15 protein-coding genes are annotated in these 13,338 nt (G+C 37.7%); 14 read left to right on the top strand and 1 reads right to left on the bottom strand.

Features of this window, described 5'->3' with window-relative positions; genetic code table 11:
• The first annotated feature begins 177 nt into the window (after positions 1-177).
• The 4 genes from IGI58_RS11870 to IGI58_RS11885 all read left to right on the top strand — a co-directional run bounded on the left by IGI58_RS11870 (position 178) and on the right by IGI58_RS11885 (position 3,765).
• Complete coding sequence (locus IGI58_RS11870) at positions 178-1,224, top strand: glycosyltransferase (protein WP_429953239.1); 1,047 nt, start codon at positions 178-180, stop codon at positions 1,222-1,224.
• 20 nt (positions 1,225-1,244) lie between these two features.
• Positions 1,245-2,468 carry a glycosyltransferase family 4 protein gene (locus IGI58_RS11875; protein ID WP_225532760.1) on the top strand — a complete coding sequence of 408 codons (1,224 nt, stop codon included), beginning with the start codon at positions 1,245-1,247 and terminating at the stop codon, positions 2,466-2,468.
• A 75-nt stretch (positions 2,469-2,543) separates the two neighbouring features.
• On the top strand, positions 2,544-3,422 hold the full coding sequence (locus IGI58_RS11880) for an NAD(P)-dependent oxidoreductase (protein WP_429953237.1): 879 nt from the start codon (positions 2,544-2,546) through the stop codon (positions 3,420-3,422).
• Positions 3,423-3,534: 112 nt separating this feature from the next.
• The gene (locus IGI58_RS11885) at positions 3,535-3,765 is read left to right on the top strand and encodes a YkuJ family protein (RefSeq protein ID WP_069663497.1); all 231 of its coding nucleotides are present in this window, start codon (positions 3,535-3,537) and stop codon (positions 3,763-3,765) included.
• Between the two features lie 56 nt (positions 3,766-3,821).
• Here IGI58_RS11885 and IGI58_RS11890 read toward each other — a convergent pair whose 3' ends face one another.
• Positions 3,822-4,883, bottom strand: a complete 1,062-nt coding sequence (locus IGI58_RS11890; RefSeq protein WP_429953235.1) for an NAD(P)H-dependent flavin oxidoreductase — start codon at positions 4,881-4,883, stop codon at positions 3,822-3,824.
• Between the two features lie 278 nt (positions 4,884-5,161).
• Here IGI58_RS11890 and fabT point away from each other — a divergent pair, with 278 nt between their 5' ends.
• From fabT to IGI58_RS11940, 10 genes are all read left to right on the top strand, one after another.
• Entirely contained in the window at positions 5,162-5,602 is a 441-nt protein-coding gene (gene fabT / locus IGI58_RS11895; RefSeq protein ID WP_069663499.1) for a fatty acid biosynthesis transcriptional regulator FabT, read from the top strand.
• Positions 5,603-5,617: 15 nt separating this feature from the next.
• Positions 5,618-6,577 (top strand): beta-ketoacyl-ACP synthase III, encoded by a 960-nt coding sequence (locus tag IGI58_RS11900; protein ID WP_429953234.1) that lies wholly within the window; start codon positions 5,618-5,620, stop codon positions 6,575-6,577.
• Positions 6,578-6,626: 49 nt separating this feature from the next.
• Entirely contained in the window at positions 6,627-6,854 is a 228-nt protein-coding gene (locus IGI58_RS11905; protein WP_087639257.1) for an acyl carrier protein, read from the top strand.
• Positions 6,855-7,028: 174 nt separating this feature from the next.
• Positions 7,029-7,985 (top strand): enoyl-[acyl-carrier-protein] reductase FabK, encoded by a 957-nt coding sequence (gene fabK, locus IGI58_RS11910; RefSeq protein WP_429953233.1) that lies wholly within the window; start codon positions 7,029-7,031, stop codon positions 7,983-7,985.
• 112 nt (positions 7,986-8,097) lie between these two features.
• Complete coding sequence (gene fabD / locus IGI58_RS11915; RefSeq protein WP_225532765.1) at positions 8,098-9,027, top strand: ACP S-malonyltransferase; 930 nt, start codon at positions 8,098-8,100, stop codon at positions 9,025-9,027.
• A gap of 3 nt (positions 9,028-9,030) precedes the next feature.
• Positions 9,031-9,768 carry a 3-oxoacyl-[acyl-carrier-protein] reductase gene (fabG, locus tag IGI58_RS11920; RefSeq protein ID WP_087639260.1) on the top strand — a complete coding sequence of 246 codons (738 nt, stop codon included), beginning with the start codon at positions 9,031-9,033 and terminating at the stop codon, positions 9,766-9,768.
• Positions 9,769-9,792: 24 nt separating this feature from the next.
• Complete coding sequence (gene fabF / locus IGI58_RS11925; protein ID WP_429953232.1) at positions 9,793-11,031, top strand: beta-ketoacyl-ACP synthase II; 1,239 nt, start codon at positions 9,793-9,795, stop codon at positions 11,029-11,031.
• 1 nt (position 11,032) lies between these two features.
• Positions 11,033-11,530 carry an acetyl-CoA carboxylase biotin carboxyl carrier protein gene (accB, locus tag IGI58_RS11930; protein WP_429953231.1) on the top strand — a complete coding sequence of 166 codons (498 nt, stop codon included), beginning with the start codon at positions 11,033-11,035 and terminating at the stop codon, positions 11,528-11,530.
• A gap of 2 nt (positions 11,531-11,532) precedes the next feature.
• Positions 11,533-11,952 carry a 3-hydroxyacyl-ACP dehydratase FabZ gene (gene fabZ / locus IGI58_RS11935; RefSeq protein ID WP_225532768.1) on the top strand — a complete coding sequence of 140 codons (420 nt, stop codon included), beginning with the start codon at positions 11,533-11,535 and terminating at the stop codon, positions 11,950-11,952.
• Between the two features lie 7 nt (positions 11,953-11,959).
• A complete protein-coding gene (locus IGI58_RS11940) occupies positions 11,960-13,330 on the top strand; it encodes an acetyl-CoA carboxylase biotin carboxylase subunit (protein ID WP_225532769.1) in 1,371 nt (456 codons plus the stop codon).
• The last annotated feature ends 8 nt before the right edge of the window (positions 13,331-13,338 follow it).

The raw sequence follows: 13,338 nt of genomic DNA on the forward strand, positions 1-13,338 counted from the left end.
AATCGATTAATTTTATCTAACAGTTTTGTCATATCAGCGATCTATTTTGTAAAAATTTAGCTTTGTTACTAGGTTTTTTGATATAATTGTTTGTAATCCGAACGAACTAGGTCTTAAGATTGAGTGGAGATTCTTCAACCTGTGGTATAATAGCTTGGAGAAGTTAGGAGGAGCAACGTGAAAGTATTATTATATTTTGAAGGTGAAAAAATATTAGCCAAGTCAGGAATTGGCCGGGCACTTGACCATCAAAAGCGAGCACTTTCTGCTGTGGGAATCGAGTATACATTGGATGCTGAATGCACAGATTACGATATATTGCACATAAATACATATGGAATCAATAGTCACAATATGGTGAATAAAGCTCGGAAAATGGGAAAAAAAGTGATATATCATGCTCATTCAACTGAAGAAGACTTTAGAAACTCCTTTATCGGTTCTAATCAACTATCACCTTTAGTTAAAAAGTATTTGGTAAGTTTGTATTCTAAAGCGGATTATTTAATTACACCAACACCTTACTCTAAGGATTTGCTAGAAGGCTATGGAATAAAAGTCCCGATTGCCTCAATTTCGAATGGTATCGATCTGAAGCGTTTTGAACGTTCGAAAACAAAAGAAGAAAAATTCAAGGAGTATTTTAATATCTCAAGCAATCAAAAAGTAATTATTTGTGTAGGATTATATTTTGAAAGAAAAGGAATCATTGATTTTGTTGAGTTAGCTAGACAGTTTCCAGACTATCGTTTTATCTGGTTTGGTCATACACCAATGTATTCAATTCCAAGAACGATTCGTACGCTTGTTAGAGAAGATCATCCTAAGAATGTTGAATTTCCTGGTTATATAAAAGGAGATATTATTGAAGGTGCCTACTCAGCAGCAGATTTATTTTTCTTTCCTTCTTATGAAGAAACAGAAGGAATTGTGATATTAGAGGCTTTAGCAAGTAAGCAGCAAGTTTTAGTAAGGGATATTCCAGTATATAAAGGCTGGCTTAAAGATAAAGAAAATTGTTACATGGGCTCAACAAATGAAGAATTTGCTTCTTTGATCGAGTCGCTGATCGAAAAAAAATTGCCAAATACCTGTGAGTCAGGATATGAAGTGGCCAAGCAAAAAAGTATTGAACGAATCGGTCATGATTTAAAAGAAGTTTATGAAACAGTATTAAATCGTGGTCATACAAATGAAAGTGAACAAGTCTATCTAAAAAATTGAAAGTAATGGAGGGGAACATTGTGAAATTTGGTTTCTTTACAGATACATACTTTCCCCAGGTCAGTGGGGTTGCTACATCAATAAAAACACTTAAAGAAGAATTGGAGAAAAAAGGACATCAGGTCTATATTTTTACGACTACAGATCCTAATGCAAAGGAATTTGAAGAAGACGTGATTCGAATGCCCAGTGTTCCTTTTGTATCTTTTAAAGATAGAAGAATCGTTGTTCGGGGAATGTGGTATGCTTATCTGATTGCCAAAGAGCTGGAACTAGACTTAATCCATACACATACAGAATTTGGAGCAGGTTTATTAGGAAAAATGGTTGGGAAAAAATTAAAAATACCTGTTATTCATACCTATCATACAATGTATGAGGATTATTTACATTATATTGCCAAAGGCAAAGTTGTTCGCCCAACGCATGTAAAATATTTTTCTCGTTTTTTTGCAAATCATACAACAGGTGTAGTTTGCCCTAGTGAGCGTGTCATTGATAAGCTAAGGGAATATGGAGTGACTGCTCCCATGAGGATCATTCCAACGGGTATTGATATAAAAAAATTTGAAAGACCTGATATCACCGACCAAATGAAAGAAGACTTACGAGAAGAGCTAGGGTTAACTAAAGAGAATATGATGCTTTTATCTTTAAGCCGTATCTCATATGAAAAAAATATTCAAGCAATTATTCAAGGTTTACCAATTATATTTGAACGATTTCCCAATGCTCGTTTTGTGATCGTAGGAGATGGACCCTATGTAGAAAAACTATCTTGCTTAGCAGAAGACCTGAATATTCGTGAAAAGATTCAATTTGTCGGTGAAGTACCTAATGATCAAGTAGCAATCTATTATAAAGCTGCTGACTATTTTGTCAGCGCCTCAACATCTGAAACACAAGGATTAACATACACTGAAGCAATGGCTTCGGGTGTTCCATGTGTAGTTGAGGGGAATGCTTACTTAAATAATCTATTTGACCATGAAAGTTTAGGACATACATTTGAGAGCGATGATGAGTTTGCATCAGCATTTATTTCCTATGTTGAATCAGGGATCAAACCAGATGAAACCATTTTAAAAGAAAAACTTTATGAGATATCTGCTTCTTATTTTGGTAATCGAATGTTTGAATTTTACGAAGATATGATCAAATATTATGATCAACGGTTGGTGGAAAAAGAAGCTGCTGCTTCAATTGAACGTATTAAAGTTAAATTTACATCTTTAAGAAAATAAATGTTAAAACTTTTATTCTTAGTTTATACTGAGGATAGAAGTTTTTTTATTAAACAAAAATAGGGAGGAAATAAAATGCCACAAATAGGATTTATTGGAACAGGTGTAATGGGTGCTTCGATTGTTAGAAACATGATGAAACACGGACTAAAAGTCAATGTCTATAATCGAACAAAGAGTAAAACTGATGAACTTGTAAAAGAAGGTGCGATTTGGAAGGAGACGCCAGCAGAAATCGCTGCTTCAAGCGATATTGTTTTTACAATGGTTGGCTTTCCAAAAGATGTCGAAACGATTTATTTCGATGATAATGGGATCTTCACTGAAAATATCCAAGGAAAAATTATTGTAGATTTGACCACAAGTACACCGACATTGGCACAAAAAATTGCTGAAAAAGCCAGTGACTTAGGTGGAGTTGCTTTGGATGCGCCAGTATCAGGAGGAGATTTAGGTGCAAAGAATGGCACATTAACAATTATGGTCGGCGGAGAGAAAGAGGCATATGATCAGTTACTGCCTGTTTTTAAGACGTTTGGAACAACTGTCACTTTACATGGAAATGCTGGAAAAGGTCAGCACACTAAAATGGCAAATCAAATCATGATAGCAGGAACGATGACAGGGATGACTGAAATGCTTGTTTATGCCAATAAAGCTGGTTTAGATTTGGACAAAGTGATCGAAACTCTTTCTGGTGGAAGTGCTGCAAATTGGTCTTTAAGTAACTATAGTCCAAGAATTCTAAGAGAAGATTACACTCCAGGCTTTTTCGTAAAGCATTTTATAAAAGATTTAAAAATTGCATTGGTTGAGGCAGAAAAAATGGACCTTGACCTACCATCGACGAAATTAGCGGTTGAACTCTATGAAAAGCTTGCTAATAAAGGTTTTGAGAATGATGGAACCCAAGCTTTGATCAAACTTTGGTGGGATGAAGGAAAACGCTCTTAGATCAAAAATTAAAGAACAGCAAAAAAATGAAAAAAAATGACGAAATATCATGCAAGAAACGCAATGTTTTGATACAATGGTACAGAACTAGTTTGCAGAGGGAGGCCCATTTATGAAACATTCACAACTTGTGGCGATCATTAAAAGACTTGAAGCGATGACTGAAGCAACAGACAACGAAATTCAAGTACGCCGCTTTGAAAAAGAAGGCGTAGAAAAATGCATCGTGAATTATGATAAATCGACTGAAACATTTGAATTAACAGAAAGTGATTCTCAACAAAGCTATCAATTTGATAATATCGATATTGTAGCAATGGAGATATATGATTTAATTCAATAAAAGAGAATACTCAAAAACCTTGTGGCATACAATTTGTATGCCACAAGGTTTTTTTACTAAGCGGTTGTCAATTCTTTAAAGATAGTTTTCACAGTAGTTTTTTCTTTGATGCGGTAAGCATTTGAACCAGCAAAGACTAATGCATCCTCTGGTTCTTTCGTCACTGCATTCAACAATGTCTCAGTGATACAATATGGAATCGTTTCGCGATCACAATGTTTATAGGACAAGCAATTACGGCATTTTTCAATCGGAATTTGCTCATGTTTGATTCGCTCAGAAAAACGATTTTTTATTGCTCTACCCGGCATACCTACGGGACTTTTAATGATAGTGATATCTTCTTTTTCAGCTTTGATATACGCCTCTTTAAAAGATTCTGGTGCGTCACATTCTTCTGTCACAACAAAACGTGTAGCCATCTGTATGCCTGAACAACCTAAACTGAGATAATGATCGATATCCTCACGATCAAAAACACCACCGGCAAAAATAACTGGGATCTTTTTATTGAAGTCTGCTCCAAAAGAGTTGACTGTTTCAACGATTTTTATAATCTCTTCGTCCATTTGTTCAATGCTCTGCTCGATCATTTCAGCTTTAAAACCAAGATGTCCTCCAGCTTTCGGACCTTCGATCACAACAAAATCCGCTGTTTTGTTGTACCTTTTTTTCCAGGTACTTAGAAGAACCCTTGCACCCTTATTAGAGGAGACGATCGGTGCTATTTTAGTTTGGCTTCCTTCAACTAATTCGGGTAAATTGATCGGTAGCCCAGCTCCGGAAATAATGACATCCGCGCCAACTTCAACACATCTTTTTACATAACGATCATAGTGAAAAGTTGCCGCCATGATATTGAATCCGATCAGCCCGCCACAAGCGATCTCTTTTGCTTTTTCAAATTGTTTTTGGATGGCGATCATGTTTGCTCTTAGTGGTGACTTTTCAAACAATTCTTCTTGATATCCGATTTGTGCGGTTGATAAAATACCGATGCCACCTTCGCGGCTAACTGCACCAGCTAAATTCGCTAAGCTGACTCCGATGCCCATACCACCTTGGATGATAGGCACTTTTGCAACAAGACCGTCTATTACTAATGGTTTTAAAGACATATTTTTGCTCCTTTGTATTAGTAAAAAAATGTAAATACTTTGATATTCAAACTAAAACAAATGATAGTCAATTGAAAGGAAACTGTCAAATGTTTTTTTTAGAAAGTCAAGAAAATACCAATTTAAAATTTTTTTTATTTAAAATAGTCTTGATATGATGGGCTTTTTAGTTAAGAATAATTAAAAATCAAATATTTTACTTGCAATCTATTTTTATATGCGATATAGTTTGAACATCAAATGATTTGATTATCAAACTATATGGATGGTGCGCACACATGGAACCTAATTTAGAAACAGTCAACGATTATCTTGTCAGTGTCTTCAATGATATTTTAACGATTGAAGAATCTGAGCTAAAAAAATCACAATTTAATGATCTATCCATTACAGAGATGCATACGATCGAAGCGATCGGTATGTACAAAAAGAAAACCTCTTCAGAAGTCGCAAAAGAATTGTCGATTACTGTTGGCACTTTGACTGTTGCAATCAATAATCTTGTAAAAAAAGGTTATGTTGAACGGATTCGAAGTGAGGATGATCGTAGAGTTGTTAAATTAGGTTTGACAAAGAAAGGGAAGTTACTTTTCAGAGTCCACCAACATTTCCATCGAGAAATGGTGAAACGAATTTTAAGCGGAATGGATAAATCAGAAGAGCAGGCATTATTGAAAGCTCTAAAAAATCTTCATGATTTCTTGAAGGAATATAAGTAAAAAGTGAGGGCCAAAATGAACCAATTCGCAAAAATAACTTGTACAGGCCGATATGTTCCTGAAAATGTTGTTTCCAATCAGCGGTTATCAACAATGATGGAGACATCTGACGAATGGATTTCAAGTCGGACCGGGATACGGGCAAGAAATATTGTTACCAATGAAAATACTTCGGACTTATGTATCAAGGTAGCCGAACAGTTATTAAAAAAATCTGGTAAAAAACCGGAAGAATTAGATTTTATTCTAGTTGCTACGATGACACCGGATTATGGGACACCTTCTGTTGCATGTTTGGTTCAAGGAAGTATCGCTGCACAAAATGCATTTGCTTTTGATATAAGTGCTGCATGTTCTGGGTTTGTTTATGCTTTAAGTATGGGTGAAAAATTGATACGTACTGGCAAAAGACTTGGAATGATCATTGGCGGTGAAACTTTGTCAAAAGTGATCGATTGGAATGATCGTACAACAGCTGTGCTGTTTGGAGATGGGGCGGCAGGTGTAATACTTGAAGCAGATACTGAAGAACATTTTCTTAGTGAAAAGCTTCAGGCAGATGGGAAAAGAGCTAAGTCGCTAACTTCAGGATATTTAGAAAACAAGAGTCCTTTTTATACAGAATCTTCAGAAGAATCTAATTATCTTAAAATGACAGGCAGAGATATTTATGATTTTTCTTTAAAAGATGTAGCAAGTAATATTCGTGAAATCGTCGAAGAAGATGTTGATTACTTATTACTACATCAGGCAAATAAACGAATCATCGAAAAAATATCTCGAAAGCTCGCTATTCCAAGAGAAAAATTTTTAACGAATATGGAACAAAATGGCAATACTTCTGCCGCGAGCATTCCCTTATTATTAGATGAATCAGTAGAAGCAGGAGTACTGAAAATTGGCTCTGGACAAAAAATCGTGTTAACAGGTTATGGCGGCGGTTTAACGTGGGGATCGATCCTCTTAACGCTATAAGACTGTGACTATATAAATTAAAAAAGAAATTTATTGGAGGAATATACACATGGTATTCGAAAAAATTCAAGCAATTATTGTAGAAGAATTAGGTAAAGAGCCGGAAGAAGTAAAATTAACAACAAACATCCAAGAAGAGTTAGATGCAGATAGTTTAGATCTATTCCAAATCATCAACGAAATCGAAGATGCATTCGATGTAAAAATTGAATCAGAAGACGGCATCACAACAGTGCAGGACTTAGTGACATACGTAGAAAAACAAACAGCAGAATAATCAAGCTCATTTGCTTACACATAGAATTGGCAAAACAAAGTATTTTTGGGAAGCCAAAGGCTTGCTGAAAATCTAGCTTTTTTACACTGTTAGTTGGAATTAGAAAGGCTGGTACTAAACTTATTGAGTTTTGTTCCAGCTCTTTTTTCATTAAGGATTTAAGGGAGGTCGTTTATGCGATCACAGATTTGTAAGTTGCTTAACATTCAGTATCCAATTTTTCAAGGTGGAATGGCCTGGATTGCAGATGCTTCCTTAGCAGGAGCTGTTTCAAATGCTGGTGGTTTGGGAATCATCGCAGGAGGTAACGCGCCCAAAGAAGTTGTACAGGCAGAAATTCAAAAAATAAAGAAGATGACAGATAAGCCATTCGGTGTCAATATCATGCTGCTTTCGCCATTTGCAGAAGATATTGTCGATTTAGTTTGCGAAGAAAATGTTCCTGTCGTCACAACGGGCGCAGGAAATCCGAGTAAATATATGGCACGTTTTAAAGAACATAATATTAAAGTAATTCCAGTAGTTCCTTCAGTCGCATTGGGTGCACGAATGGAAAAAATCGGTGCAGATGCTGTAATTGTTGAAGGAATGGAGGCTGGAGGACATATCGGTAAGCTTACGACGATGAGTATCGTACCTCAAGTAGTCGATGCTTTATCGATCCCAGTCATTGCAGCAGGAGGGATCGGTGATGGTCGAGGCATGGCAGCTGCATTGATGTTAGGTGCAGAAGGAGTTCAAGTTGGTACACGTTTTTTAGTCGCAAAAGAATGTACAGTACATGAAAATTATAAAGCTAGGATCATAAAAGCACGAGATATTGATACAACGGTTACGTGCCAACATTTTGGACATCCTGTACGGGCAATCAAAAATAAACTAACGAACGAATATGATCGATTAGAAAAAATTGAATTGAGAAATCCTGAACCAGATCTTGTAAAATTTGACGAATTAGGTCAAGGAGCATTGCGAAAAGCGGTGGTTGAAGGCGATGTGGATCATGGCTCGATCATGGCAGGACAAATTGCAGGAATGATTACAAAAGAAGAAACAGCAAAAGAAATTATTGATTCGTATATTATTGAAATGAAACAAGTTTTTGTAGAGAAATATAGCCAGTGGGGATAATAGTCGTTCACATGGCTTTTATGATAAATAAATTGAATGAAACGAAAAAGTTTTCGGGTGACGAATATTGAGAAATGAAGCTCTTTCGATTTTAAAAGTAAGGAGTAATAGTATGAGAACTGCTTTTGTATTTAGTGGACAAGGTGCTCAATATAGTGGGATGGGCAAGGAATTATTTGATAAAGAAAAAATCGTTCAAGACACGTTTGAAGAAGCTAGTGACGTTTTAGGCTATGATATGGCAGAACTTTGTTTTACTGAAAATGAGCGTCTCAATGAAACGATGTATACACAACCAGCTATTTTAACTGTAAGTATTGCTTTTTTCCGCTTATTGCAGGCAAAAGGCTATCGACCAGATGTCGTAGCAGGACTCAGCTTAGGTGAATATAGTGCACTTGTTGCAAGTGGAGCCATTTCATTTAAACAGGCTGTTCAGCTAGTGGCTAAACGAGGCAAATTTATGTCGGAAGCAGCACCTTCGGGGACTGGGAAAATGGTCGCAGTGATGAACGCAGACCGTTCATTGATTGAAGAATGTTGTCTAAAAGCCAGTGAATTTGGGATCGTTTCTCCAGCAAATTACAATACTCCTCAGCAAATTGTGATTGGAGGAGAAGTGACCGCCGTTGATCAAGCAATAGAATTATTGACAGAGGCTGGAGTAAAACGAATGATCCCGCTAAATGTCAGTGGTCCTTTCCATACCGCACTATTAAAACCAGCTTCTGAAAAGCTTGCGGCCGAATTAGATCAAATTGAGTTTACTGAGATGATGATTCCTGTAATCAGCAATACAACAGCGCAAGTAATGAAACAAGCTGAGGTCAAGCAGTTATTGGAACAGCAGGTTATGTCTGCCGTACGTTTTGCAGATAGTATTGAAACAATCAAAAAAATGGACGTTGATACAATTATAGAAGTTGGGCCAGGAAAAACATTGACTGGCTTTATCAAGAAGATCGACAAAGAAATTCAAACAGCTCGTGTGGAAGATGAAAAAACATTAGCTGAAGCAGAGAATCTTTTGAGTGGGAGGTAACCTATGGACGTAAAAGGAAAAAATGTATTGATAACTGGCAGTACACGCGGCATTGGCAAGGCAGTTGCTTTGGCATTTGCTAAAGAAGGTGCAAATGTTGCTTTAAACGGACGTGGAGCAATCGATCCAGAACAAATTGCAGAGCTTGAAGCGTTTGGTATAAAATGTATCGGAGTTTCAGGAGATATCGCAGACTTTGGTTCTGCAGGTGAGATGATCCAAGAAGTCGTTGACAGCTTAGGCTCAATCGATGTGTTAGTGAACAATGCAGGGGTCACGAATGATAAATTATTATTGAGAATGACAGAAGAAGATTTTACTCGTTGTATCCAAATTAATTTAACTGGAACGTTCAATATGACACAACATGCAGTTAAGCGGATGATGAAACAACGTAGTGGAAGAATCATCAATATGTCCAGTGTTGTTGGTGTGATGGGAAATATAGGTCAAGCAAATTATGCGGCAAGTAAAGCTGGAGTGATTGGGTTGACTAAATCAGTTGCAAGAGAAGTAGCAGCAAGAGGAATCACGTGTAATGCAATCGCACCGGGTTTTATTCAAACAGAAATGACAGATGTATTATCAGATAAAGTAAAAGATCAGATGAGTCAGCAAATCCCGCTGAAATCTTTTGGACAGGTCGAAGATGTCGCTGATGCGACGATCTTTTTAGCTAAAAGTCCTTATATTACAGGGCAGGTCCTAAATATAGATGGCGGCTTAGTAATGAACGGCTAAAAAATGCTTGAAAGGAGCGATCGCATGAATCGCGTAGTAATCACAGGTTACGGTGTTGCATCACCGATTGGAAATGATGCAGATACGTTTTTGGAAAGCTTGCAAACTGGGAAAAATGGCATAGGGCCGATCACGAAGTTTGACGCTAGTGAAACAGGTATAACATTAGCCGCAGAGGTCAAAGAATTTCCATTTGATAAATATTTTGTGAAAAAAGATGCCAAACGAATGGATCTATTTTCATTATATGGCATTTATGCAGCATTAGAAGCAATGGAAATGAGTCATTTAGATACTGAAAAAATTGATGTTGACCGCTTTGGTGTAATGGTAGGTTCTGGCATTGGCGGCCTGCAAACCATTCAGGATCAAGTGATTCGAATGCACGATAAAGGACCGAAAAGAGTTGGTCCGCTATTTATCCCGATGGCGATCGGCAATATGGCTGCTGGTAATATTGCTTTACGTGTGGGTGCAAGAGGAATTTGTTCTGCTACAGTTACAGCATGTGCGACAGCCAATAACTCTATTGGTGAGGCGTTTAGAAACATCAAGCATGGCTATTCTGATGTTATTTTAGCTGGAGGAGCAGAGGCTTCGATTACTGAAATCGGCATTGCTGGATTTGCTTCATTGACAGCTGTAACTTCTTCGGAAGACCCTAACCGTGGTTCGATTCCTTTTGATAAGGATCGTAGCGGTTTTGTCATGGGAGAAGGTGCTGGTATTTTAGTTTTAGAGTCACTGGAACATGCTCAAAAACGTGGAGCTGCGATTTTAGGAGAAATCGTTGGTTATGGTTCTAACTGTGATGCTTACCATATGACATCACCAAGACCAAATGGCAGTGGGGCGGCGAAAGCAATGCAGTTAGCTATTGAAGAAGCATCTGTAGAAGCTGCTGCGATTGGTTATATCAACGCTCATGGTACCAGTACACCATCGAATGATGTAGCAGAAACGAAAGCCATTCAAACAGCCCTAGGAGAGGCTTCAAAAAATGTTCGAGTGAGCAGTACGAAGAGTATGACAGGACATTCTTTAGGAGCAACTGGCGGAATCGAAGCAATTGCAACACTTAATGCATTGCAACACCAATTCATCCCGCCAACGATCAATATCGAGCAGCTTGATGAAGCGATCGAAATCGATAATATCGTTATCAATGAAAGTCAAAAACATACGTTTGATTATGCTTTGACGAATTCGTTTGGCTTTGGTGGTCATAACGCAGTACTTTGCTTAAAACGGTGGGAGGATTAACATGAATATCAATGAGGTAAAAGAATTATTAACACAATTCGATCAATCTACACTGACTGAATTTGATTTAAAAGAAGGTTCATTTGGTCTTTATATGAATAAAAATAAAGGTACGCAAAGAGTTGTTTCTATTGATGAGAATCAGCCAGCCGTGAATTCTAATCCAACTGTTCAAACAGTTTCAGAGCATTCTGTGGAGCAAAATACAGCGGTCAATGAGCCTACTGAAAGTGCTCCTGTTCCGTTAGCAGAAAATACAGAAGAAATCGTTTCGCCAATTGTTGGTGTTGTTTATTTGAAACCAGCCCCTGATAAAGAAAATTTCAAGCAGGTTGGGGATACTGTGAAAAAAGGTGAAGTCATCTGTATCGTTGAAGCGATGAAATTGATGAACGAGATTACTGCGACTGTTGATGGCGTAATCACTGAGATTCTGATACAAAATGAAGATGTTGTTGAGTTTAATCAGCCATTATTCCGTGTATCAAAAGGAGTGTAAGTATGAATATTCAGGAAATCAAAGAAATCATTCCCCATCGTTATCCTTTTTTATTATTAGATACAGTTGAGGAAATCGTTATTGGCGAAAAAGTGATCGCTAAAAAAAATGTTACGATCAATGAGCCGTTTTTCCAAGGGCATTTTCCAGGTGAACCGGTCATGCCGGGGGTTTTGATACTTGAGGCCTTAGCACAAGCTGGCGCTGTAGCATTATTATCTATGCCTGACTTCAAAGGGAAAACAGCGTATTTCGGTGGTATTGATAAAGCAAAATTTAGACAAAAAGTTGTTCCTGGCGATACATTGATGCTAGAGGTAGAAATTGTGAAAGTAAAATCAGTTGCCGGGATCGGCAAAGGAACTGCGACTGTGAACGGTAAAAAAGTAGCAGAAGCAGAATTGACCTTTATGATTGGATAGGTGAGCTATGTTTTCAAAAGTTTTAATCGCAAATCGAGGAGAAATAGCAGTTCGGATCATTCGTGCATGCCGTGAGCTAGGTATTCAGACTGTTGCAGTATACTCTGAAGCTGATAGGGAAGCATTGCACACACAACTTGCAGATGAAGCAATTTGTATTGGACCGGCCAAAGCAGCAGATTCTTATTTAAATGTTCAGCACGTATTGAGTGCGGCAATCGTTACGAATGCAGAAGCGATTCATCCTGGCTTCGGTTTTTTATCAGAAAATAGTCAGTTTGCTGCGATGTGTGAGGAATGTAATATTACTTTTATTGGTCCTAAGGCAGAAACGATCGATGCAATGGGCAATAAGATCAATGCCCGCACGTTGATGCAAAAAGCAGATGTTCCAGTGATACCTGGCAGTACTGGAGTAATCAATTCGGTAGAGGAAGCACTGGAAATCGCAAATACGATTGGTTATCCTGTAATGTTGAAAGCTGCAGCTGGCGGTGGAGGCAAAGGGATTCGTAAAGTTTTAACGAAAGATGAGCTGCCGCAGCATTTTACATCTGCTCAACAAGAAGCGAAGGCGGCTTTCGGTAACGATGATATGTACTTGGAGAAGATCATTTATCCTGCGCGCCACATTGAAGTTCAGATTTTAGGTGACAAATATGGGCATGTGATCCATTTGGGCGAACGTGATTGTTCCTTGCAAAGAAACAATCAAAAAGTTCTTGAAGAATCTCCATCTATTGCTATTACACCTGAAAAGCGCCAGTTGTTAGGAGAAACAGCTGTACGAGCTGCTAAAGCTGTTCACTATGAAAATGCCGGAACCATTGAATTTTTGATGGATGCAGATGGAGAATTTTATTTCATGGAAATGAATACGCGTATTCAGGTAGAGCATCCAGTTACAGAAATGGTTACAGGCATCGATCTTGTAAAAGCACAGTTAAAAATTGCTGCAGGTGAAGAATTACCTTACACGCAGAAAGATGTGATAATGACTGGTCATGCCATCGAGTGCCGAATAAATGCGGAAAATCCAGCATTTAATTTTGCTCCTTCACCAGGGAAGATCAATAATTTATTATTGCCAAGCGGTGGTATGGGGCTAAGAGTAGATAGTGCAATGTATTCGGGCTATTCAATTCCGCCGTATTATGATTCGATGATCGCAAAAGTTATTGTTCATGGATCGGATCGAATGGATGCCTTGATGAAAATGCAGCGAGCCTTAAATGAGATCGTAACAGATGGCATTATTACAAATGCTGAATTTCAGCTGGATTTGATCACTCACGACAATGTATTGGCTGGAGAATACGATACTAGCTTTTTACAAGAAACATTTTTACCAAATTGGAAACCAGAAAGCGATAATTAAAAAGGAGC

It is taken from the genome of Enterococcus sp. AZ020 (assembly GCF_050499205.1).
GTDB classification, from domain to species: Bacteria; Bacillota; Bacilli; order Lactobacillales; family Enterococcaceae; genus Enterococcus_L; species Enterococcus_L dunnyi.